This is a genomic window from Cobetia sp. 4B (assembly GCF_018831605.1).
Lineage (GTDB): Bacteria > Pseudomonadota > Gammaproteobacteria > Pseudomonadales > Halomonadaceae > Cobetia > Cobetia amphilecti.
This window is the reverse complement of record NZ_CP059843.1, coordinates 2,989,219-3,011,101: the sequence shown is the minus strand read 5'-3', so window position 1 is coordinate 3,011,101 and position 21,883 is coordinate 2,989,219. Positions and strand designations below refer to the sequence as shown.

The following is a 21,883-nucleotide window of genomic DNA, read 5'->3' as shown; positions in this document are numbered from 1 at the left end:
TCAGGTCGCGGCAGCGAAGGCCGAGAGGCGAATGACGCTATCGCGGGCACGCGGCGCCGGCATCGGGAAGTCGCGGATGAAGTGCAGGCCACGTGACTCATGGCGCTGATGGGCGCTGAGCAGCAGCAGCGGTGCCAGCGTCAGGGCCTGATAGAGCGCAAGGTGATCGAGCCCTGCACGCGGCGCTGAAGCTTGCCTGTGCTGCTCGGTCTCCGCCGTTTGCCCCGCCTCCAGCGAGACCCACTGCGCTATCTGCTTCAGCGCCTCCCTCAGGCCGTGCTGGCTGCGCTCGATCCCCGCCTGCAGACTCATCAGCTGGCGCAAGCCTTGCAGGCGCGTGCGCGCCTCGTCGGCGCTCAGATGCATCACGCAGCGCCAGACCTGACCATTGTCGGCAAGCTGTGTGAGCAGGGCGGCGTGCTGCGGCATCAGTGAGTCGAGCGTGCTCATCAGGCGTGGCTCGTCGGCGCGGCGCGGCTGCCCCAGCGCTTCACCACAGGCGCGCGCCTGCACCAGGCACTCGAGCAGCGAGTTGCTGGCCATGCGGTTGGCGCCGTGCAGGCCCGTGCAGGCGACTTCGCCGATGGCCCACAGGCCCGGCAGGTCGCTGGCGCCATCCAGCCCGGTGGCGATGCCGCCGCAGCTGTAGTGGGCGGCAGGGACGACGGGAATCGGTGCATGACGAATATCGATCCCGCGTGCCAGGCAGTGCTCGGCGATGGTCGGGAAGTGGTGCTCGATGGCCTCGGCCCCCAGCGCGCTGATATCCAGACAGACATGCTCGAGGCCATGCGTGCGCATCTCGGCGAGGATGGCGCGTGCCACGACATCACGCGGCGCAAGTTCCAGGCGCGGATCATGATCGGCCATGAAGCGATGCCCATCCGGGCGCAGCAGCAGTCCCCCTTCGCCCCGTACCGCCTCGGAGATCAAAAAGGGCGTGCCATCGGGGTCATACAGGCAGGTGGGATGAAACTGCTGGAACTCCAGGTTCATCAGGCTGGCGCCGGCGCGGGTCGCCATCGCCATGCCATCACCGACGCTGGCGCTCGGGCTGGTGGCGTGGGCGAACAGGCCGCTGGCGCCGCCGGTGGCCAGTACCAGGTCATTGGCTGCCAGCCATTGGCGCTGGCCCGTGCCATCCATTACCCACAGGCCACTGGCGCGACCCGCGTTGACCGCGATGTCGACGGCCAGCAGGTCTTCGAGAATCTCGATGTTCGGGTGGGCTTCGACGTGGGCGCTGAGCGTATCGAGCAGCGCCCGCCCGGTGGCGTCGGCGGCGTGGATGATGCGGCGGCGACCATGCCCGCCTTCACGGGTGAGGTGGAAGGGGTAGCTGGCGTCGGCGTCGGCCGGGGTGAAGGGCACGCCGAGTGCGATCAACCATTCGATGGCCTCCCGCGAGTGACCGACGGTGAAGCGCACCGCACGTTCGTTGCACAGGCCATCGCCGGCAATCAGGGTGTCGGCGACATGGGATTCCACATCGTCCTCGGGCGCCAGCACCGCCGCGATACCGCCCTGCGCCCAGCGGCTGGCGCCCTGGGCCTCACGCGCCGGACGCAACAGCGTGACGCGGCGGGTGCGCGGGCCGGGAGGCAGGCGATTGGCGAGGCTGAGGGCCAGGGTCAAACCTGCCGCGCCACCACCGACGATCAGCACGTCATGCTGGCTTGCGGGAGTCACTCCGGATACTGAGTTCATGTGTCTTTCCTGGCAGTCTCATTGCCGGCCGAGTCCGGCTGGTGCCTGTCGTGGCGGTCTGGCTCATCACTGCTGTTGTCACTGATGCTGTCATCACTCGCCGGCGCTTTGTTGGTCGTCTCATTATTGGCCGGAGCTTTGCTGGCCGGCGCTTCACTGACCGAAGAGTGATGCTCGCCAGCGCTGTTCTCGCGCCTGGTGGGGGCTGCCGTATCGCCCGGTGTCGGGTCTTCGGGCAGGAACAGGCGGCGCGCATCACTGATCAGGCCATGGCCCGGCAGACGGCGTTGCAGGCGCTGGCTCGGCAGACGCTCCAGCAAGGCCAGGCGCTCGCCCAGGGCTTCGGTCAGGCGTGCCAGCTCGCGGTTGAGCCACAGGTAGCCTGCCGGGCTGAACAGTGCGCGGCCGTTGCGGCTCTCGACATTGCGGACATCGGCATAGCGTTGCAGGTCGAAGGGCGTCACCGTCAGTTCGATGCTCTGGCCGGTGCGCACCTGAAAGGCCAGGGTGCCAAGGGCGCGGGCCAGACGATGCTGGGCATCGCGCAGGCCATCCAGCCCCTCGATGAATTCATGCCCCTCGCGGGTGTTCCAGTGGGTTTCCTGCAGCAGTTCGATGGTCGAGATCATGCGGCGCTCGAAGGACAGGATTTCCTCGATGTCGGCACGATTGATACGGCCTTCCTGAGCGACGGCATCGACCAGCCCGCGCTGCTTGACCAGCTGCGCCGAGGTGGCACGCACCAGCGCGAGACCCTCATTGACGCCCTCACGCTCGGCCTTGGTATGACCGTGGTAGAGGCGTGCCAGCTTGTCGAGGTTGTCGGCCAGCAGGAAGCGGAAGACATCCGTCGCCTTCTGGGGCAGCAGCACCATGCTGACCACGATGCTGATCAGGGTGCCCAGCACCACATTGAAAACGCGCCATAGCCCGATGCCGAGATCATGATTGCCATCCCCGATCACCATCAGCAGCGTGACGCAGAACAGCAGCGAGCTGTAGCCATAGCGATTGCTGAAGGTGGCATTCAGCGCCAGGGCGATGCCGACGATGCTCCAGAAGGGCACCACGCCCGGCAGAGGCTCGGCGACCAGAATCAGGATTAGGCCCCACAGGCCACCAAGCAGGGTGCCGACCAGACGTTGCCAGCCCTTGTCGATGACACCGCCGACGTGGGGCAGGTTGCCCATGACCATCACGGTGCTGACCAACGCCCAGGAACTGTGCGGCAGGCTGAACAGTTCGATGATGGAAAAGCACAGCGTCAGGGCGACGGTCACGCGCAGGATATGCAGGCGCTGGCGGTGCAGGTAGGTGAAGTAAGGATTGTGCGAGAACCATTTCATGATGCGATCTCCCCTCCGGCAGGCACGAGGAAGTGAGGGATGGTGCGCACCGCACACACGGCGGGTTTCAGCAGCGAAGAGGTGGACATCAGGTTCGCGGTCATTCCGTCGACAGGATTCAAGAGGCGTGGCCAAGGGGGCCATGACCATGGTGGAAGCGCTGCACAGTGTAACCGACCCCTCAAGGTCGTCCCAGAGGCTTTCAGGCCCTTGCGGCGCACTGTGACGCTGCGCCCTTGCTCTGCGAATGCTACTGATGGCGCTCAGGGCAGAGACCGGAAGGCGGTCATGAGAGCCCGCTCAAGAGAGATCGAGCAAGAGAGGGGAGGTAAGAGGAACAGGCAACGAGAGATGCGTACAGAGCGCGCGCCATCAAAGGGAAAGATCGAAAAATGGCGATTATTATTGATAATCACTCTCATCAAGCGGCTTGATTGGTATCCTGTACGTCCCCAAGTGATCATCAGGGGATCGAAGCTGGCGATCAGGTCATTGATCAATTATTGCCAGCCGCCCATCAGTGACGCCAGCCAGGTGCGACGTCATATGCAACAGCACAGGGAGACAAGCATGAGCAGCCAGACCCGCCGTGAACGCGACAGCATGGGTGAACTCGAAGTGCCGGCCAGCGCACTCTATGGCGCCCAGACTCAGCGAGCGGTCGACAACTTCCCCGTCAGTGGCCAGCCGTTGCCTGCTGCCTTCATTCGCGCCGTGGCGCGTATCAAGCTGGCCGCAGCCGAGGTCAACCGTGACCTGGAGCTGCTGGATGACGTGCGTGCCGAGGCGATCATCAAGGCGGCGCGTCAGATCATCGACGGTGAGCACGCCGACCAATTCCCGGTCGATGTCTTCCAGACCGGTTCCGGCACCTCGACCAACATGAACGTCAACGAGGTGCTGACGCAGCTTGCCAATCAGCATCTGGGTGACAAGGACGTGAGCGTCGGCGCCAACGACCACGTCAACATGGGCCAATCGAGCAATGATGTCATCCCGACGGCCATTCATCTGTCCGCCGTCATCGCTGTCTCGGACACCCTGTTGCCGGCGCTGCGCCATCTGCATGAGGTGATCTCCCGCAAGGCCTCTGAGGTGGACGATGTCGTCAAGACCGGCCGCACTCACCTGATGGATGCGATGCCGATTCGCATGAGTCAGGAGCTGGGCGCCTGGCAGGCGCAGGTCGGGCAGGCCATCGAGCGTATCGAGCAGGTGCTGCCGCGCCTCGAGCGCCTCGCCCAGGGCGGCACCGCCGTCGGCAGTGGCATCAACGCGCATCCGGAATTCGCCGAGCGCATTGCCGACCGCCTCTCGCACCAGACCGGTCATGCCTTCCGTCCCGCCGAGAGCTTCTTCGCGGCGCTGTCCTCCCAGGACACGGCAGTCGAGCTTTCCGGCCATCTGCGTACCTACGCCGTGGCGATGATGAAGATCAGCAACGACCTGCGCTGGATGAATTCCGGCCCGCTGGCAGGGCTGGGCGAGATCGAGCTTGAGGCCCTGCAGCCGGGTAGCTCCATCATGCCGGGCAAGGTCAATCCGGTGATTCCCGAGGCGGCCGCCCAGGTGGCGGCGCAGGTGATGGGCAATGACGCCACCATCGGCATCGCCGGGCAGAGCGGCAACTTCCAGCTCAATGTCATGCTGCCGCTGATCGCCAACAACCTGCTGTCCTCGATCACGTTGAGTGCCAATGTCAGCCGCCTGCTGGCGGACAAGGCCATTGCCACCTTCAACGTGCGTCAGGACAACATCGAGGCACCGCTGGCCAAGAATCCGATTCTGGTCACGGCGCTCAATCCGGTGATCGGTTACAACGAGGCGGCGCGAGTGGCCAAGGTGGCCTATCAGGCCGGGCGTCCGATTCTGGATGTGGCCGAGGAAGAGACTGAGCTGTCACGCGAGGAGCTGGAGCGTCTGCTCGATCCGGCCAAGCTGACGGCGGGCGGTATCCAGTAAGTCGTCAATACATGACCTAAAATTCCGCCTGTCCCTGAACGAAAAGCCCGCCCCTCCGGCAAGGATGGGGCGGGCTTTTTTGCTGCTGGCTCAGCCGGTTTTCATCAGGCGGCGCGTGCCAGTAGGCGTTCCTTGAGGTAGTCGCCGATGCGCGTCTTCTGCTCATCGCTCAGGCGCAGCGTCAGCTTGGTGCGGCGCCAGACGACATCCTGCACCTCACGCGCCCATTCGTGCTCGACCAGGTAGTCGATCTCGGCGGCGCTCAGGCCGGCGCCGAAGTCCTCGCCCAGCTCCGCCTCGCTCTTCTTGCCGTCGAGGAAGTGCAGGCACAGGCTGCCGTAGCTTGAGGCGAAGCGTCGGGCGCGTGCTTCGCCGAGGAACGGGTAGTCGCGCTGCAGCTGGCGGGTGAAGGCTGCGCGGCTCTCGATATCGCCACCGGGCAGGGCCTTCTCGTGGGTCCACGGCTCGCCCATGCTCGGCAGCAGCGGCTTGAGGTCTTCGAGTGCCGATTCGGCCAGCTTGCGATAGGTGGTGATCTTGCCGCCGAAGATGGACAGCATCGGTGCGCCGCTGTCATCCAGATGCAGGGTGTAATCACGCGTCATCGCGGACGGGTCTGCCGACTCGTCGTCACACAACGGGCGCACGCCGGAGAAGGTCGAGACCACGTCATCGCGGCTCAGCTTGCGCTTGAAGTGATGGTTGACCACCTCGAGCATGTAGTCGGTCTCATCGCTGGAGCAGGCAACTTCGGAGGGGTCGCCCTTGTAGCGCACGTCGGTGGTGCCGATCAGGCTGAAGTCTTCCTGATAGGGCAGCACGAAGACGATGCGCTTGTCCTTGTTCTGCAGGATGAAGGCGCGGTCATCGGTGTTGATGCGCGGCACGATCAGGTGGCTGCCCTGGATCATGCGGATGCCATAGCGCGGCGTGCGTTCGGTAGCGCCCTTGATGAAGGATTCCACCCACGGGCCTGCCGCATTCACTAGAGTGCGTGCGCGGCGGATGAAGGTCTCGCCGCTGCTGACATCTTCAAGCGTCAGCTCCCAGTGGCCTTCGACATCACGGGCGCCGACACAGCGGGTGCCCGTCATGATCTCGGCGCCCTGCTCGCGCGCCTGCAGCGCATTGGTGATGACCAGACGAGCATCATCGACCCAGCAATCCGAGTATTCGAAGCCTTGGTTGATCTCGCTGACCAGCGGGCTCTGCTCGCCGAACTTGAGGCCCTTGGAGGCTGGCAGGGTCTCGCGCTTGCCGATGTGGTCATACAGGAACAGGCCCGCACGAATCATCCACGCCGGACGCAGATGCGGCTGGTGCGGCAGGATGAAGCGCAGCGGCCAGATGATATGCGGTGCCTTCTTGAGCAGTACCTCGCGCTCCTGCAGTGCTTCGCGCACCAGACGGAATTCGTAGTGTTCCAGATAGCGCAGGCCGCCGTGGATCAGCTTGCTGCTGGCGGAGGAGGTCGCGCTGGCGAGGTCGTTCTGCTCGCACAGGGCCACGCTCAGGCCGCGGCCGCTGGCATCGTTGGCGATACCGGCGCCATTGATGCCGCCGCCGATGATGAAGAGGTCAAGAAGTGCATCGTTGTCGCGGGACATGGGCTGCTCCTGCTCGTGCCCGGCGCTACCGGGTGGGGCGAATGAGTCTGCACCGGCAAGGTGCGCGATAATAGGTTTTCGAAAGTGAACATAGCTTAGCAAAAGTCGAACATCAAGGGGATTCTTCTGCGCTGATGATTTTCGAAAGTGATCATTTGGGCGAGTGTCTGGCAACCGAGGATTGCCTGATATTCAACCTGTTGTCTTGCCGGTGTTTTTTCTCAGTCTCTGATCATGGCGTGACATTTTCATGAAGCGCCTGGCTGTCATGTTGCCGCGCGGGCGGCGCAGACGATGCCCGCAGTGACGGATCAAGCGTCCTGACAGGTTATACGGAGACGAAGCGGTGCCGCTGGGCAGCGCACAGTCCGCAGCTGGGTAGCTTTCGTGATATGCGAGGTTCATCGGTGCAAAGGGGGCAAAAGGGGGAAAAGGGGGAAAAGGGGGAAAAGGGGCGAGGGATAAGGGATGAGAGCCGGGCCAGGCTGCACGTCGGCGTATTGCCTGGCCCCTTGATTGCGCGATGACCTGATTGCGCGATGACTTGTTGGTGAGGCGACTAGTGGGTTGGGTGACGCGTCATCGAGCTCAAGCGTCGCCAGTCTCGCCCGACGACTCGTCACCGGCGACATGCAGCGCGACTTCGTGCTGACGCATCAGGTTCAGGATGCTTTCCGGGGGCTGGATGTCGGTGAAGAGCGCATCGAGCTGGCTCAGGTTGCCCTGGCGCACGACCGCATTGCGCTGGAACTTGGAGTGATCCGCGATCAGGAAGACCTGGCGTGAGTTGTGGATGATCGCCTGGGCGACACGCACTTCCTGATAGTCGAATTCCAGCAGCGAGCCATCTTCATCGATGCCGCTGATGCCAATGATCCCGAAGTCGACCTTGAACTGGTTGATGAAGTCGATGGTTGCCTCGCCGATGATGCCGCCATCGCGGGAACGCACCATGCCGCCGGCCACGATGACATTGAAATCCTCCTTGTGCTGGAGGATGGCCGCCACGTTCAGGTTGTTGGTGATGACCTCAAGCCCGTGGTGATCACACAGCGCCTCGGCCACCATCTCGTTGCTGGTGCCAATGTTGATGAACAGCGAGGCGTGGTCAGGAATCTGCCTGGCCAGGGCCGCCGCCATGCGCCGCTTGGCGCCCAGGTTCAATGTCTTGCGGGTGCTGTAGGCGGTGCTGACGGTACTGGACTCAAGCCCCGCGCCCCCGTGCACGCGCTTGAGCGCGCCGGCCTCGGACAGCTGATTGAGGTCGCGACGAATGGTCTGCGGCGTGACCTCGAAGTGACTGGCCAGCTGCTCGATGGAGGCATATCCCTGACGCGTGATCAGTTCGACAATGGCGCGATGGCGCTTTGGCTGCATCATCCTGCTCTCTTGTTGTCAGCGGCTTGCGGAACGTGAGTTCACTTCATGTCAGGAAGCGCACATCACGGTTGCCGTTGGGGAGTGGGGTCGTCCAGTGAGGGTACATCCTAATCCAACAGGGGGGCGTCAGTGCAATTTGACGAATGGCGTCAAGGTGTTGCGAAGCTGCAACAGGCCATGTCGGCGCAATGGACATGAGACCAAGGTACAATGATATTGATTGGTAATACGTTTGTGATAGCGCGCATTTGGCGCTAACGTTTGCAGCGATATTCGAAGACGAACATTTCGTGTTCGGTTGTGATGGTTCAAGAGAAAGTGTTCTCGCTGCGCCTGCCAAGCGCGAAGAGGACAAAGCCAACCCGCTTTCTCCTGTCGCCCTCACATGATACCCGAGCCAATATAGTGAAGTACCGCAGTCTCCGCTGACGTGTACTCTCAGAAGCAGCCTCGAAGCCAAGGACAGTCATAATGTCTAGCCCCAAGCCAGAGAAAGACTCTCGCGTCGATGGACCCACGCGCATTCTCGCGATCGACCAGGGTACCACCAGCTCCCGCGCCATCCTGTTCGATCGTGAAGGGACGGTGACAGGTCTGGCCCAGGAAGAATTCCCGCAGCATTTCCCGGATAGCGGTTGGGTCGAGCACAACGTCGATGATATCTGGGGGTCGGTGAAGCGCACCGTGCGTCAGTCGCTGATCAACACCAATGTCGGCGCCGAGCAGGTGGCCGCCATCGGGATCACCAACCAGCGTGAGACCACCATCGTCTGGGACCGCGAGACCGGCGTGCCGGTCTACAACGCCATCGTCTGGCAGGACCGCCGCACCCACGAGTACTGTCGTGAGCTTTCCGATGCCGGTCATGGTGACATGATCCAGCAGAAGACCGGTCTGCTGATCGACCCATATTTCTCCGCGACCAAGCTGCGCTGGATTCTCGAGAATGTCGAAGGTGTTCGCGCACGCGCCGAGAAAGGCGAGCTGGCTTTCGGTACCGTCGACAGCTACCTGATCTGGAAGCTGACCGCCGGCAAGCGTCACGTCACCGATGCCACCAACGCCTCGCGTACTTGCCTGTTCAACATCGTCGATCAGTGCTGGGACAGCGAGCTGCTGGAGCTGTTCGGTATCCCGGAAAGCCTGCTGCCGCAAGTGCTGGATTCCAGTGATGATTTCGGCACCACCGACCCGCAGCTGTTCGGCGCGACGATGCCGATTCGCGGCGTGGCCGGCGATCAGCAGGCGGCGCTGGTCGGTCAGGCCTGCTTCACGCCCGGCATGAGCAAGAGCACCTACGGCACCGGCTGCTTCATGATCATGAACACCGGCGAGAAGATGGAGCTGTCCCGCAATCGTCTGCTGACCACGGTGGGTTATCGCCTCAATGGCAAGCCGACCTATGCCATGGAAGGCAGCATCTTCGTGGCGGGCGCTACCGTGCAGTGGCTGCGTGATGGCCTGAAGCTGTTCTCCGATGCCTCCGAGACCGAACCGCTGGCGCGTGCGGCCAAGGCCGACCACGGCGTCTACATGGTGCCGGCCTTCACCGGCCTTGGGGCACCGCACTGGGATCCGCAGGCACGTGGCGCGATTCTGGGGCTGACCCGTGGCACCGGCATCACCGATATCGTGGCGGCCGGCCTGCAGTCGGTGTGCTATCAGACGCGTGACCTGCAGGAGTGCATGCTGGATGACGTGGCCATCAACTGCGCGAATCTGCGCGTGGATGGCGGCATGGTCAGCAACAACTGGGTGATGCAGTTCCTGTCAGACATGCTGGGCGTGAAGGTGGATCGTCCGCGCGTGCTGGAGACCACGGCGCTGGGTGTCGCGTATCTGGCTGGCCTGCATATCGGCTGGTATGAAAGCCTGGATGAGATCAGCGAGCTGTGGCACTGCGAGCGTACCTTCGCGCCGGAAATGGCGGAAGAGCAGCGTGAGCGCCTCTACGCCGGCTGGCTGGAAGCGGTGGAAAGAGTGAAAAGCGACGGAGGCCACTGAGCATGTGGACCGATGTCATGACAGGCGAGTTTCTCGGCTGTCTGTTCCTTATCCTGTTCGGCGGTGGCGTGGTCGCCAATGTGGTGTTGTCTGACACCAAGGGCAATGGTTCCGGCTGGATCGTGATCACCACCGGCTGGGGCTTTGCCGTGATGATCGGCGTGTTCGTGGCCGTCTCGACCGGCTCGCCCCAGGCAGACCTCAATCCGGCGGTGACGCTGGCCAAGTATCTGCTTGGGGTGCATGCCACCCTCATGGATGTGGCGCGGCATGTCATCGCGCAGATGCTGGGTTGTTTCGCCGGTGCCGTGATGGTGTGGCTGGCCTATCTGCCGCACTGGAAGCGCACCAGCGATGCTGGCCTCAAGCGGGCAGTGTTCTGCACGGACCCGGCAGTCGAGTGTCGTCTGGGCAACATGCTCAGCGAAGTGATCGGGACCGTGGTGCTGATCTTCGGTATCGGCGCCATCGTCGGTTCCGGCACCATCAGCGCTGGCCTGCTGCCGTATCTGGTCGGCATGCTGGTATGGGCCATCGGCCTCTCGCTGGGTGGCGCGACAGGTTATGCCATCAATCCGGCACGTGATCTGGGCCCGCGTATCGCGCACTCCTTGTTGCCGATCCACGGCAAGGGCGCCTCCGGCTGGGGGTATGCCTGGGTACCGATCGCCGGCCCCCTGGCGGGTGCCTTGATCGCGGCCTCCATGTGGCATCTGCTGCTGTAACAAATCCTTGCCGCACTCCGCTGGAGCAGCCCCCTGCACCTGTGGCACTGTAGCCTGACTTCGCCCCGTCCCTCGACGGGGCGAAGTCATTTCGGGTCTCCGCCTTTTCTTGCCATCACTCGGCGATAGCACCACTCCATCGTCATGGGGCGCGTTCGTGTGGGCGAGAGGTGGCGGTAGACGACTGACAGGGGGCAAGTGGCGGAGGTCATCAAGATGTGGACTGACGTCATGACGGGCGAGTTTCTGGGCACCACCTTCATGATTCTGCTGGGAGGTGGCGTGGTCGCCAATGCGATGCTCAGGGGCACCAAGGGAGCGGGTTCCAGCTGGTTGATGATCAATGCCGGCTGGGGATTTGCCGTGATGGTCGGGGTGCTGGTCTCGACCTCGACAGGGTCGCCCTACGGCGATCTCAATCCGGCGGTGACGATCGCGAAATACCTGCTGGGCGTGCATACCGACGAGTTCAAGGTCGCGAGGATGATGCTGGCGGAGCTGCTCGGCTGCTTCATGGGGGCGGTACTGGTGTGGGCGGCCTATTACCCGCATTGGGAGGTGACCCGAGACCCGCTGCGCAAACGCGCGGTCTTCTGTACTGATCCCGCAGTGGCCAACAAGGCGGCCAATGTCATCAGTGAAGCGATCGCGACGGTGTTGCTCATCTTCGCCATCGTCAGCATGGTCAACAGCGCGCTGATCACCGATCAGGCGCTGCCGTATCTGATCGGTGTGCTGGTCTGGGCGATCGGCCTGTCACTGGGTGGGCCGACCGGCAACGCGATGAACCCGGCGCGTGATCTGGCGCCGCGCATCGCGCATTGGGTGTTGCCGATTGCCGGCAAGGGCAGTTCGGGCTGGCAGTATGCCTGGGTGCCGATCGCCGGTCCCTTGCTGGGGGCCGTGTTGGCAGCTGTGCTGCGTCGGGTCTTCCTCTAGCCGTCGAGGTGCCGCAGTCAGTCATTGTCGTGTCCGTGCGCTGCCAGCCAACCTTGTGCCATTCGGCAAGAGTGGCTGGCGGCGTAGGGCAGAGCAGGGCAGATCAGGCCAGACCGGGTGAGTTCTTTTCAGGCCTGGCCGCGATGACGTGCCTCGCTTGCGTGCCGCACGCGCGGCCGACCCGTGCTCGTTCTGTGTCCGCTCTGTTCCCGTTCTTTTTACCTGATCATGGCAAGGCGGAATGGCGAGAAAATTTTTTATCATCAGGGGGTTGCATCAAAACGGGAGTTGCGTAGAATACGTCCTCGCTGACAGGGCAAAGCACTTCGCATCACACTGCTTCGCATTTCAGCATGCTGACATAGGACCATAGCTCAGTTGGTTAGAGCGCCACGTTGACATCGTGGAGGTCGGCGGTTCAAATCCGCCTGGTCCTACCAGCATCGGCACTGATGGCAACATCACGCCACTTGATTCAGGACCATAGCTCAGTTGGTTAGAGCGCCACGTTGACATCGTGGAGGTCGGCGGTTCAAATCCGCCTGGTCCTACCAAGCCGTTCCACGGTATGTTTCAAGTGTTCCTGTGTCATCTGCCACACTTCAGGACCATAGCTCAGTTGGTTAGAGCGCCACGTTGACATCGTGGAGGTCGGCGGTTCAAATCCGCCTGGTCCTACCAGATTCCAGAAAACGCCCGGCTCATCGAGTCGGGCGTTTTCGTGTGCGTATCCTGATAATCTGCCGCGGGATTGGTGTGTGACAGCCGCGTGACCGGCTCGTGGCATCTGGCGAGAGAGGCGCCGCTCAGGCAAGCGTAGTGTCGAGGAATTCGCGTGCTTCCTTGAGGGCGGCATTGGCAGCGCTCAGCAGCGGGGCGAAGCCGACGAACACATGCGGCATGTCCGGCCACAGACTCAATGTGACGGGCGAGCCGCAGTCCTGCGCCTGAGTGGCGTAGCGACGGCTGTCATCGAGCAGGATCTCCGCTTCGCCGCACTGGATCAGCGTCGGAGGCAGGTCAAACAGATTTCCCTCCAGCGGCGAGATGCGCGGATCGCTCATGTCGGTACCGTCCTGCACATAGGCCATGCTCACGAAGGGCAGCAGGTTGGGGTCGAGGATCGGGTCCACCTCGGCCTTGCGCGACAGCGAGGCGCTGCCCCAGCTGAGGTCCGTGGCGGGCGAGAAGGCGATCACCGCATCCGGCAGCCGCTCGCCTGCGCTCTTGAGCGCATTCAGGGCCGCCAGCGTTAGGTTGCCGCCCGCGCTGTCACCGGCCAGCAGCAGGTGGTCCTGCGGGTATTCGTCACACAGCCAGCGCCACGCGGCCAGCACGTCCTGCAGGCCGGCCGGGAAGGCGGCCTCTGGCGCGAGGCGGTAATCCAGGGTGTAGGTCTCGGCGCGTGCCGCTCGGCCAAGACGGCTGGCCAGAGGGCGATGGCCGGCAGGTGAGCCTGCGATCCAGCTGCCGCCATGCACATACAGCAGGCGACGCGGGCGCGCTGGCGTGTCATCGGGTGCCGGCAATACCTCACAGACACGCTCTCCCTCACCACCCGGCACCATCGCGAGGCGCGGTGTCACGCCGGTGTCGAGAATGCTGGCATCGGCAGCGAAGTAGGCCTCTAGCAGGGTGCGCTTGGCACCGAGGTCATTGCCGGTGCGCGCCGTGAAGGCCTTGATACACTCAAGATGCTTGATGACTCGCTCAAGGCCGGCATGCGCATCGTCGTGATTTTGCAGCGAGGCCTCCGCATGTGGGGGCGGCGAATCTTGGGAGGAGGGCGAAGTAGAGGATGATGTGGAGGGCGATGTAGAGCGCGACGAGGGATGAGATGGCGACCGGGATGACATGTTTGGCTCCTGTCGGGGGCGAGAGCTCTTAACCTGTCATCTCGTACGGGGCTGTGCAAGGCCTGACAGGCCACAACGCAAACCGCCCGCCTGCGAGTGGCGGGGCGGGCGGCAGAGCGTGATGCTGTCATTCAGGCTGTCTGACAGGCGGGCGCTCAGTTTGTCAGGCGGGAACGCTGTCGAAGTCGCTGGAGGCGATGAAGATCTCGACCAGGCGCTCGATGCCGGCCTGGTCCTCTTCGTCGAAGCGCTCGGGGCTCGGGCTGTCCAGGTCCAGCACGCCCCACAGCACTTGCTGGCCGTCCTGCTCGATGAGCACCGGGATGACCAGCTCGCTGCGCGAGGCGGCGTCACAGGCGATATGGCCCGGGAAGGCGTGTACGTCCGCGACACGCTGGGTGGTGCGCTCGGTGGCGGCGGCGCCACACACGCCCTTGGTGAAGGGAATCGGGTGGCAGGCCGGCTGACCCTGGAACGGCCCCAGGTGCAGGATTTGCGGCTGACGTTGCACATAGAAGCCTGCCCAGTTGAGGTTCTCCACCGTCATGTTGACGAAGGCAGCCGTCTGGGAGGCATTGGTCAGCCAGTCGCGGGTATCGAGGATGGCATCCAGCTGGCGGGCCAGCAGTGAATAGTCGGGGCGAGTGGCCATGAGGGCTCCTGAGGGATAGGTAAGGTGGCGAGATGGCGCAAGAATGCGGTCGCGGGTCGCCTGTTTCAAGCGTGTCCTGCGCGTGTGTCTTTCCGCGCTGCGTCGGCATCTGGGTGTGATGAGATGCGTGACGAGATGAGTCATCCACCGGATGAAAAGCGCCGACCAGTGGTCGGCGCTTTGCGTTCAGGCGTCTGTCAGCGACATGGGGTGAGGCTTACTTCCAGCCCGGCACCGCCGCGCCCTTGAACAGCTCTTCCGCCTTGGCTTCGACTTCCGGCGTCTGATAGGCCTTGACCAGCTTCTGCACCTTCTCGCTGTCTTCATCGCCCTGACGCACGACGATCAGGTTGACGTACGGAGACTCGGCGCCTTCACGGATCAGCGCGTCTTCCGGCTTCAAGCCAGCCGGCTGGGCGAAGGTGTTGTTGATGAAGGCCAGGTCGACGTCCGGCAGGATACGTGGCAGCTGGGCAGCCTCGATTTCCTTGAACTGGTAGTCATGCGGGTTCTTGGCGACGTCGATCGGCGTCGCTTCGAGGTTGCCCTTGTCGGTCAGCTCGATCATGCCCAGGTCGTGCATCAGGATCAGGGAGCGGCCTTCGTTGGACGGATCGTTCGGCAGGGCGATGGTCGCGCCGTCCGGCAGTTCGCTGATGTCTGCGTACTTCTCGGAGTAGGCGCCGATCGGGTACACGAAGGTCTTGCCGGCGCTGGCGAACTTGTAGCCACGCTCACGCACCATGGATTCCATGTACGGCTGATGCTGGTAGGCGTTGGCATCCAGAGAGCCGTCGGCCAGCGCGGCGTTGGGAGACACGTAGTCGGTGAATTCGGTGATCTCGACGTTCAGGTCGTACTTTTCCTTGGCGATCTCGGCCGCGACCTTCATCACTTCGGTTTCCGGACCTGCGACGGTGCCCATCTTGAGGGTGTTCTCGTCGGACGCGTCGTTGCCGCAGCCTGCCAGCAGGGTGGCGCCGAGCAGGGTGGCAGCGCCGGCAAGGCGCAGCGGGGAAGAAAGCGTGGTCAGCATGTTGCGCATCGATGTTCTCCTTGTGATCCGACGTGACCGGCGGGGTCCGCGGGATGTTATGAGTGACGGCTCATGGTGATGAGCCGTCACGATACCGAAAGCCGTGTGATTTGTAGATCGAACGCCGCTTCTATATCAGTCGCTGCTCATGGAGCGGCGCTTACTTGTGGTTCGACTTGCGCACCAGATGGTCGCCCAGGCTCTGGAAGCCCTGCACCATGACGACGAGGATGACCACGGTCACCAGCATCACCATCGGGTCGAAGCGGTTGTAGCCGTAGCGAATGCCGAGATCCCCCAGGCCGCCGCCACCGACGGTGCCGGCCATGGCGGAATAGCTGATCAGCGTCACCACGGTGATGGTCAGGCCATTGATGATGCCGCCGCGTGCTTCCGGCAGCAGTACCTTGGTGATGATCTGCATCGGCGTGGCGCCCATGGCCTGTGCGGCTTCGACCAGCCCCGGACCGACTTCATTCAGCGCGCCTTCGATCAGGCGGGCGACGAAGGGAATCGAGGCGATGGTCAGCGGCACGATGGCGGCATTGGTGCCGATGGAGCTGCCCGCGATCAGGCGCGTCAGCGGGATGATCGCCACCATCAGGATGATGAACGGCACCGAGCGACCGATGTTGGTGATGATGCTCAGCACGCTGTTGAGTGCCGGGCGTGCGAGAATCTGGCCGGGGCGCGAGGTATAGAGTGCCACGCCCAGGGGAATGCCGAGTGCCGCGGAGATCAGGCCTGCCACCGCGACCATGTACAGGGTCTCGAGGGTGGAGGACAGGACGAGTTCAAGCAGTGCGGGTGACATGACCGAGCACCTCCACTTTTAGGTCGTGGGATTCGAGATAATCGAGCGCTTGCTGGGTCTGGCGGCTGTCGCCCATCAGTTCGGCGATCATCAGGCCCAGGGTGCGGTCCTGAATGGATTCCACCTTGGCCTGCAGGATGCTGACATCCACCTGGCATTCACGTGCCAGACGGGAGATCAGCGGAGTGGAGACGGCGTCGCCGCTGAAGGCCAGGCGCACCACCGGGTGGGTGTGCGGGCCGGCCGTGGCTTCGAGGCGCTCGACCAGCGCACGCGGCGGCTCAAGTTCCAGGAAATCATTGAGGAACTCGCGGCCCAGGCGGGTCTGCGGTGCGGTGAAGAAATCGCCTACCGAGGCCACTTCCACCAGTTCACCGCCGCTGATCAGGGCGACTTGATCACAGATACTCTTGACCACTTCCATCTCGTGGGTGATCAGCAGAATCGTCAGGCCCAGCTTGGTGTTGATGTCCTTGAGCAGCTCAAGGATGGAGGCGGTGGTCTGCGGGTCGAGCGCCGAGGTGGCCTCGTCACACAACAGCACCTTGGGGCGGCTGGCCAGGGCGCGGGCGATGGCCACGCGTTGTTTCTGACCCCCGGACAGCTGGGCAGGATACTGGCCGGCCTTGTCGCTCAGGCCGGTCAGCTCCAGCAATGGCTCGACGCGCTTTTTGATCTCGTCTTTCGAGATGCCAGCCAGCTCCAGCGGCAATGCCACATTGGCGAAGACCGTGCGTGAGGAGAGCAGATTGAAGTGCTGGAAGATCATGCCGATCTGGTGACGAGCGCTGCGCAGGGCGGACTCGTCGAGCTCGGTCAATTCCTGGCCATCGACGACGACGCTACCGGCAGTGGGGCGTTCGAGCAGATTGACGCAGCGAATGAGGGTCGACTTGCCGGCACCGGACAGGCCGATGACACCGGTAATGGCGCCCTGAGGAACCGTGAGGCTGGCATCCTTGAGCGCGACCACGGCCTTGTCACCACTGCCGTAAGTCTTGGAGACGTTCTTGAGTGTGATCATGGGGGTCCGAGTGGTTAAGGCACCAACCGGATTGCGGGCGAAGGTCTGTAGAGGACAGAACGTTCTGCCGGCGTCTGCGCACATGGCAGACAGCGAAGAGGGGAGCGATCCAGTGGGGAGAAAAAAGACCACCCAAGACGGGTGGCCATCAACGCTGGACACACCCTTTTAGCAGAACTTGCACCCCGTGAGACCAGCTCTCGTGGTGGGCGCCCGCAATCCGGGTACAAATCGGCGCCAAACAGATTTGAGGCGCATTCTATCAGTCACCTTGGGGGTGTCAACGACTTTGGTCTTGCGCTGGACGTTTATTCGTACTGGCGTTCGATATGGCAATTCGGCGATACGCTCTGTAAGCCATTTCTTACAAGACTCTTGTCGTGACGCAGGTTTCAACCGCCAGCGACGGCTTTCCTGTCTTGACGGTCAGTCGGGGATGAGTTGCGGCCCGCTCTTTCTGCTCTGCGTTCGCGGTGGCAGCCGTGCTCGTCTGTGGCGGGAGACGGGAGACGGGAGACGGGTGGCGAGGGCGGCAACGCCGCGCACTCCCACGGCAGACAACGCCAGCATGTCGACGGCTAGTCCACCATGCTAGGATTTCGGCTGGGCATGCCGGTCATCTCGCTGCTGCATGCCGTCCCTTATTCACGGCTTCTCGACAGCAAGAAGCAGCAGTGCAAGGAAAGATCACGCATGTTCACGGGTATCGTACAAGGCATGGCGGAAGTGGTGGCCATTGAAGAACGCACTGACTTTCGCACGCATCAGGTCCGGTTGCCGGCGGGACTGGAGGCGGGGCTGGAGCTGGGGGCCTCGGTGGCCCATAACGGTTGCTGTCTGACCGTGACGGCGCTTGAGGGTCAACTGGCCAGCTTTGACCTGATGCGCGAGACGCTGCGTCTGACCAATCTGGGCGAACTCGAGGTGGGCAGCATCGTGAACGTGGAGCGAGCGGCACGCTTCGGCGACGAGATCGGCGGGCACTCGATGTCCGGGCACGTGATGGCGATGGTGACCATCGATGCCATCGAGGCCACCGCCGACAATCGTCGTATCTGGTTCCAGGCACCGGCCGAGCTGATGCGTTTTCTGTTCGACAAGGGCTATGTGGGACTTGACGGTGTCAGCCTGACGATCGGTGAGGTGCAGGGCACACGCTTCTGCGTCAATCTGATTCCCGAGACGCTCGAGCGCACCCTGATGGGCGTGCGCGCCGTCGGTGATCAGGTCAACCTTGAAGTCGACCCGCAGACCCAGGCCATTGTCGAGACCGTCGAGCGGGTCATGGCCTCCCGTCTGGCATGAGGCTTGCAGGTCTGCAGCGGATCAACTCACTGGCAGGACGCCAGAACTCGTCTGACTGGTCAGGAAATATGCCGGGAATGCTCGATTCGCTGCAGACCTTTGGGTACCATGTTGCGCCTTTCGATGCCCTGCCGCTGGCGGGGCATCGTGGTTCAGGCAGGCTGAACAGGGGAAAAGCTTCATCCAACGCCCTGTGCGGCATACCTGTCCGAGCGAGTTCGTCTTGATCTGCTGATTCTGACAATCACCGACCACTGCGCCTTGCCGGACAGGCACTGCTCAAGGATAGGGGCTACCTCAATGCTGGAACGTCTTTTCAAGCTCTCCGAGCACGGTACCAATGTGCGTACCGAAGTCATCGCAGGATTTACTTCCTTCCTCGCGATGGCCTATATCATCTTCGTGGCTCCCTCGATGCTGGCCTCTACCGGCATGGATCACGGTGCCGTGTTCGTCGCGACCTGTCTGGCGGCCGCCATCGGCTGTCTGGTCATGGGGCTCTACGCCAACTACCCGATCGCGCTGGCGCCGGGCATGGGGCTGACGGCTTTCTTCACCTATACGGTCGCCGGCCAGATGGGCGTGCCCTGGCAGGTCGCGCTGGGCGCGGTCTTCCTGTCCGGGGTGAGCTTCTTCCTACTGTCCGCCTTCAAGATTCGCGAGTGGATCATCAATGCCATTCCGGCCTCGCTGAAGACCGGCATCGCCGCGGGCATCGGCCTGTTCATGGCGATCATCGCCCTGCAGGGCAGCGGCATCGTCGTCGATGCCCCGGGCACGCTGGTCACGCTGGGTGATCTGTCCTCGCCGGCGGCCATGTATGCATTGCTCTCGTTCTTTTTGATCGTCGCGCTGTCGTATCGGAAGGTGATCGGTGCGGTGATGATCGGCATACTGCTCGTCACGCTGCTGGCGACCCTGACCGGCAACAACGATTTCCACGGCTTTGCCTCGATGCCGCCGAGCATGCTGCCGACGCTGGCGGAGCTCGATATCGCCGGCGCCTTCAATCTGGGCATGGTGTCGATCATCTTCGCCTTCCTGTTCGTCGATCTGTTCGACACCTCGGGCACGCTGATCGCCGTCTCCCAGCAGGCTGGCCTGACCAATGAGCGTGGCCACCTGCCGCGCCTGGGACGGGCCTTGATGGCCGACTCCAGCGCCACCATGGTCGGCTCTGTCATGGGCACCTCGAACGTGACCAGCTACATCGAATCCGCCACCGGCGTGGCCGCCGGCGGACGTACCGGCCTGACGGCCGTCGTCGTTGCCGGCCTGTTCCTCGTCAGCCTGTTCCTGTCGCCGCTGGCGACCTCGATTCCGGCCTTCGCCACTGCCGGTGCGCTGCTGTATGTCGCCTGCCTGATGACGGGCGGCCTGGCACGCATCGACTGGAACGACATTACTGAAGCGGCACCGGTGGTGATCGCTACCCTGGTGATGCCGCTGACCTACTCGATTGCCAACGGGATCGCGCTGGGCTTCATCAGCTACGCCGTGATCAAGCTGTTCTCCGGCCGTTATCGTGATCTGAGCCCGGGGCTGGTGATTCTCGCCATCCTGTTCGCCTGCAAATACCTGTTCCTCGACGGAGCCCTCTAATGAGCATCTACAGCGACTACATCAAGTCTGTCATCCGCACCGTGCCGGACTGGCCCCAGGAAGGTGTCAACTTCCGTGACATCACGCCGGTGCTGCAGAACTCCGCCGCGTTCCGCAAGCTGATCGACTCCTTCGTGCACCGCTATCAGGAGATGGAAATCGACGCCATCGCCGCCATCGATGCGCGTGGCTTCATCATCGGTGCTCCGCTGGCCTACGAGCTGGGCTGCAGCTTCGTGCCGGTGCGCAAGAAGGGCAAGCTGCCGTTCAAGACCATCAGCGAGACCTACTCGCTGGAATACGGTGAGTCCACCGTCGAGCTGCACTCCGATGCCTTCCGTGAAGGCGATCGCATCCTGGTGATGGATGACCTGATCGCCACCGGGGGTACAATGCTGGCGGCCTGCAAGCTGATCGAGCGCACCGGTGGTGTGGTCGTCGAGACGGCAGCCATCATCGATCTGCCGGAAATCGGCGGCTCCGCGCGCATTCGTGAAGAAGGCCACAGTGTCTTCGCGGCGTGCAGCTTCACCGAATCCGAGTAATGCCGGCTTGACGCGATGGCCCTGTCTTCTGGCAGGGCCATCGTCGTTGCTGCGGGCAGCGAATCTGAGGCCCTTGTCCGCGCTCTGGCGTGGCTGAGTGGATCTTCCCCTTGTGCGGTGGCGCGCCAGCCACCATGCTTTCCTTCTGTTTCGTCATTGCGAGTGACCCACATGTCTTCCGAACGCTACCACGACCACTTCATCGTCTCCTGGGACCAGCTGCACCGTGATGTGCGCGCGCTGTGTCACGACCTCAGCGGTCGCGATTTCAAGGGCATCATCGCCATCACCCGCGGTGGCCTGATTCCGGCCGGCCTGATCGCCCGCGAGCTGGGTATCCGCCACATCGATACCGTGTGCATCAAGAGCTATCACGACCACATGGAGCAGGGTGGTCTGGAAGTGGTCAAGGGCGTCGACCACGACGGTGACGGCTGGCTGCTGGTCGATGACCTGGTCGACACCGGCAACACCGCACGTGCGGTGCGTGACATGCTGCCCAAGGCGCACTTCGTGACCGTCTATGCCAAGCCGGAAGGGCGTCCGCTGGTCGATGGCTTCATCACCGAAGTGCCGCAGAACTGCTGGATCCAGTTCCCGTGGGATATGGGCATCGCCTACGTCGAGCCGATCGCCGAGCAGCTCAAGAAGCAAGAGAGCGATAGCTGACATGCCGTTGGAGACTGCCGCGACTGGCCGCTCCGAGGTGTTGCCTGCCGATTGGCAGGCGCATCTTGGCCAAGAGTTTCAGGCTGACTACATGCAGCGCCTGCGCGACTTTCTGCGCGCCGAGAAAGATGCCGGCAAGGTCATCTATCCGCATTCCGATGACTGGTTCCGTGCCTTCTGGCTGACGCCACTCTCCAACGTCAAGGTCGTGATCCTCGGGCAGGACCCGTATCACGGCCCGGGCCAGGCGCATGGACTGTGCTTCTCGGTACGCCCCGGCGTACGCCCGCCGCCTTCGCTGAAGAACATCTACAAGGAACTGGCCACCGATGTCGGCGTCGAACCCGTCGATCACGGCTTCCTTGAAAGCTGGGCGAAGCAGGGCGTCTTGCTGCTCAACAGCGTGCTGACCGTCGAGCAGGGCAAGGCCGCCTCGCATCAGAAGCAGGGGTGGGAGCAATTCACCGACCGCGCCATCGACGTGATCAATCAGCACTGTCAGGGTGTTGTCTTCCTGCTCTGGGGCAGTCATGCCCAGAAGAAGGCCCGCGCTGTGGACACCCAGAAGCACCTGGTGCTCCACGCGCCGCACCCATCTCCCCTCGCAGCGCACCGCGGTTTCTTCGGCTCTCGCCACTTCTCTCAAGCCAACGCTTGGCTGGAAGCGCGTGGGAAAAAGCCGATCGACTGGCAGTTAACGTAATGTAGCG

General features: G+C 62.9%; 18 protein-coding genes and 3 tRNA genes. 12 read left to right on the top strand and 9 right to left on the bottom strand.

Annotated elements, in window-relative coordinates; translation table 11 throughout:
• Together nadB and H2O77_RS12405 are read right to left on the bottom strand one after the other, a co-directional pair.
• The gene (nadB, locus tag H2O77_RS12410) at positions 1–1,707 is read right to left on the bottom strand and encodes an L-aspartate oxidase (protein WP_215823212.1); all 1,707 of its coding nucleotides are present in this window, start codon (positions 1,705–1,707) and stop codon (positions 1–3) included.
• Positions 1,704–3,053 (bottom strand): FUSC family protein, encoded by a 1,350-nt coding sequence (locus H2O77_RS12405; protein ID WP_215823211.1) that lies wholly within the window; start codon positions 3,051–3,053, stop codon positions 1,704–1,706. Before H2O77_RS12405 ends, nadB begins: the two co-directional genes overlap by 4 nt.
• A gap of 570 nt (positions 3,054–3,623) precedes the next feature.
• On the opposite strand from H2O77_RS12405, the gene H2O77_RS12400 reads away from it, so the two are divergent.
• The gene (locus tag H2O77_RS12400; protein ID WP_215823210.1) at positions 3,624–5,015 is read left to right on the top strand and encodes a class II fumarate hydratase; all 1,392 of its coding nucleotides are present in this window, start codon (positions 3,624–3,626) and stop codon (positions 5,013–5,015) included.
• A 104-nt stretch (positions 5,016–5,119) separates the two neighbouring features.
• Here the strand turns inward: H2O77_RS12400 and glpD are convergent, their stop codons facing one another.
• Together glpD and H2O77_RS12390 are read right to left on the bottom strand one after the other, a co-directional pair.
• Positions 5,120–6,622: a glycerol-3-phosphate dehydrogenase gene (gene glpD / locus H2O77_RS12395; protein ID WP_215823209.1), complete on the bottom strand. Its 1,503-nt coding sequence runs from the start codon at positions 6,620–6,622 to the stop codon at positions 5,120–5,122.
• 588 nt (positions 6,623–7,210) lie between these two features.
• Positions 7,211–8,002: a DeoR/GlpR family transcriptional regulator gene (locus H2O77_RS12390; protein ID WP_215823208.1), complete on the bottom strand. Its 792-nt coding sequence runs from the start codon at positions 8,000–8,002 to the stop codon at positions 7,211–7,213.
• Positions 8,003–8,473: 471 nt separating this feature from the next.
• Between H2O77_RS12390 and glpK the strand changes: the two genes are divergently transcribed.
• From glpK to H2O77_RS12360, 6 genes are all read left to right on the top strand, one after another.
• Positions 8,474–10,006 carry a glycerol kinase GlpK gene (gene glpK, locus H2O77_RS12385; protein WP_215823207.1) on the top strand — a complete coding sequence of 511 codons (1,533 nt, stop codon included), beginning with the start codon at positions 8,474–8,476 and terminating at the stop codon, positions 10,004–10,006.
• Positions 10,007–10,008: 2 nt separating this feature from the next.
• A complete protein-coding gene (locus tag H2O77_RS12380; RefSeq protein WP_052384798.1) occupies positions 10,009–10,731 on the top strand; it encodes an MIP/aquaporin family protein in 723 nt (240 codons plus the stop codon).
• Between the two features lie 216 nt (positions 10,732–10,947).
• The gene (locus H2O77_RS12375; protein ID WP_215823206.1) at positions 10,948–11,670 is read left to right on the top strand and encodes an MIP/aquaporin family protein; all 723 of its coding nucleotides are present in this window, start codon (positions 10,948–10,950) and stop codon (positions 11,668–11,670) included.
• Between the two features lie 363 nt (positions 11,671–12,033).
• A tRNA-Val gene (locus H2O77_RS12370) sits at positions 12,034–12,110 on the top strand.
• A 37-nt stretch (positions 12,111–12,147) separates the two neighbouring features.
• A tRNA-Val gene (locus H2O77_RS12365) sits at positions 12,148–12,224 on the top strand.
• A gap of 50 nt (positions 12,225–12,274) precedes the next feature.
• Positions 12,275–12,351, top strand: a tRNA-Val gene (locus tag H2O77_RS12360).
• Between the two features lie 125 nt (positions 12,352–12,476).
• Here the strand turns inward: H2O77_RS12360 and H2O77_RS12355 are convergent.
• From H2O77_RS12355 to H2O77_RS12335, 5 genes are all read right to left on the bottom strand, one after another.
• On the bottom strand, positions 12,477–13,526 hold the full coding sequence (locus H2O77_RS12355; protein ID WP_276315206.1) for an alpha/beta hydrolase: 1,050 nt from the start codon (positions 13,524–13,526) through the stop codon (positions 12,477–12,479).
• Between the two features lie 163 nt (positions 13,527–13,689).
• Entirely contained in the window at positions 13,690–14,178 is a 489-nt protein-coding gene (locus H2O77_RS12350) for a GAF domain-containing protein (protein WP_131432461.1), read from the bottom strand.
• A 217-nt stretch (positions 14,179–14,395) separates the two neighbouring features.
• Complete coding sequence (locus tag H2O77_RS12345; RefSeq protein WP_043335679.1) at positions 14,396–15,214, bottom strand: MetQ/NlpA family ABC transporter substrate-binding protein; 819 nt, start codon at positions 15,212–15,214, stop codon at positions 14,396–14,398.
• A gap of 160 nt (positions 15,215–15,374) precedes the next feature.
• On the bottom strand, positions 15,375–16,028 hold the full coding sequence (locus H2O77_RS12340) for a methionine ABC transporter permease (RefSeq protein ID WP_107336314.1): 654 nt from the start codon (positions 16,026–16,028) through the stop codon (positions 15,375–15,377).
• Positions 16,009–17,052, bottom strand: a complete 1,044-nt coding sequence (locus H2O77_RS12335) for a methionine ABC transporter ATP-binding protein (RefSeq protein WP_192837611.1) — start codon at positions 17,050–17,052, stop codon at positions 16,009–16,011. The genes H2O77_RS12340 and H2O77_RS12335 overlap by 20 nt, the downstream gene beginning before the upstream one ends.
• A 693-nt stretch (positions 17,053–17,745) precedes the next feature.
• On the opposite strand from H2O77_RS12335, the gene H2O77_RS12330 reads away from it, so the two are divergent.
• The 5 genes from H2O77_RS12330 to ung all read left to right on the top strand — a co-directional run bounded on the left by H2O77_RS12330 (position 17,746) and on the right by ung (position 21,876).
• The gene (locus tag H2O77_RS12330) at positions 17,746–18,357 is read left to right on the top strand and encodes a riboflavin synthase subunit alpha (protein WP_215824598.1); all 612 of its coding nucleotides are present in this window, start codon (positions 17,746–17,748) and stop codon (positions 18,355–18,357) included.
• Positions 18,358–18,657: 300 nt separating this feature from the next.
• On the top strand, positions 18,658–19,959 hold the full coding sequence (locus tag H2O77_RS12325; protein ID WP_192837612.1) for an NCS2 family permease: 1,302 nt from the start codon (positions 18,658–18,660) through the stop codon (positions 19,957–19,959).
• Entirely contained in the window at positions 19,959–20,504 is a 546-nt protein-coding gene (locus tag H2O77_RS12320) for an adenine phosphoribosyltransferase (protein WP_043335609.1), read from the top strand. Before H2O77_RS12325 ends, H2O77_RS12320 begins: the two co-directional genes overlap by 1 nt.
• 171 nt (positions 20,505–20,675) lie before the next feature.
• Positions 20,676–21,173: a xanthine phosphoribosyltransferase gene (gene gpt / locus H2O77_RS12315; RefSeq protein WP_043335607.1), complete on the top strand. Its 498-nt coding sequence runs from the start codon at positions 20,676–20,678 to the stop codon at positions 21,171–21,173.
• A gap of 1 nt (position 21,174) precedes the next feature.
• On the top strand, positions 21,175–21,876 hold the full coding sequence (ung, locus tag H2O77_RS12310) for a uracil-DNA glycosylase (protein ID WP_215823205.1): 702 nt from the start codon (positions 21,175–21,177) through the stop codon (positions 21,874–21,876).
• Positions 21,877–21,883: the final 7 nt, after the last annotated feature.

What these genes read in the sequence shown, in the direction of transcription:
- H2O77_RS12400 (WP_215823210.1), top strand. Translation starts at nt 3,624, where the DNA reads ATGAGCAGCCAGACCCGCCGTGAACGCGACAGCATGGGTGAACTCGAA.
- nadB (WP_215823212.1), bottom strand. Translation starts at nt 1,707, where the DNA reads ATGAACTCAGTATCCGGAGTGACTCCCGCAAGCCAGCATGACGTGCTG.
- ung (WP_215823205.1), top strand. Translation starts at nt 21,175, where the DNA reads ATGCCGTTGGAGACTGCCGCGACTGGCCGCTCCGAGGTGTTGCCTGCC.
- H2O77_RS12320 (WP_043335609.1), top strand. Translation starts at nt 19,959, where the DNA reads ATGAGCATCTACAGCGACTACATCAAGTCTGTCATCCGCACCGTGCCG.
- glpD (WP_215823209.1), bottom strand. Translation starts at nt 6,622, where the DNA reads ATGTCCCGCGACAACGATGCACTTCTTGACCTCTTCATCATCGGCGGC.
- H2O77_RS12380 (WP_052384798.1), top strand. Translation starts at nt 10,009, where the DNA reads ATGTGGACCGATGTCATGACAGGCGAGTTTCTCGGCTGTCTGTTCCTT.
- H2O77_RS12335 (WP_192837611.1), bottom strand. Translation starts at nt 17,052, where the DNA reads ATGATCACACTCAAGAACGTCTCCAAGACTTACGGCAGTGGTGACAAG.
- H2O77_RS12390 (WP_215823208.1), bottom strand. Translation starts at nt 8,002, where the DNA reads ATGATGCAGCCAAAGCGCCATCGCGCCATTGTCGAACTGATCACGCGT.
- H2O77_RS12345 (WP_043335679.1), bottom strand. Translation starts at nt 15,214, where the DNA reads ATGCTGACCACGCTTTCTTCCCCGCTGCGCCTTGCCGGCGCTGCCACC.
- H2O77_RS12350 (WP_131432461.1), bottom strand. Translation starts at nt 14,178, where the DNA reads ATGGCCACTCGCCCCGACTATTCACTGCTGGCCCGCCAGCTGGATGCC.
- H2O77_RS12375 (WP_215823206.1), top strand. Translation starts at nt 10,948, where the DNA reads ATGTGGACTGACGTCATGACGGGCGAGTTTCTGGGCACCACCTTCATG.
- gpt (WP_043335607.1), top strand. Translation starts at nt 20,676, where the DNA reads ATGTCTTCCGAACGCTACCACGACCACTTCATCGTCTCCTGGGACCAG.
- H2O77_RS12330 (WP_215824598.1), top strand. Translation starts at nt 17,746, where the DNA reads ATGTTCACGGGTATCGTACAAGGCATGGCGGAAGTGGTGGCCATTGAA.
- H2O77_RS12355 (WP_276315206.1), bottom strand. Translation starts at nt 13,526, where the DNA reads ATGTCATCCCGGTCGCCATCTCATCCCTCGTCGCGCTCTACATCGCCC.
- glpK (WP_215823207.1), top strand. Translation starts at nt 8,474, where the DNA reads ATGTCTAGCCCCAAGCCAGAGAAAGACTCTCGCGTCGATGGACCCACG.
- H2O77_RS12405 (WP_215823211.1), bottom strand. Translation starts at nt 3,053, where the DNA reads ATGAAATGGTTCTCGCACAATCCTTACTTCACCTACCTGCACCGCCAG.
- H2O77_RS12340 (WP_107336314.1), bottom strand. Translation starts at nt 16,028, where the DNA reads ATGTCACCCGCACTGCTTGAACTCGTCCTGTCCTCCACCCTCGAGACC.
- H2O77_RS12325 (WP_192837612.1), top strand. Translation starts at nt 18,658, where the DNA reads ATGCTGGAACGTCTTTTCAAGCTCTCCGAGCACGGTACCAATGTGCGT.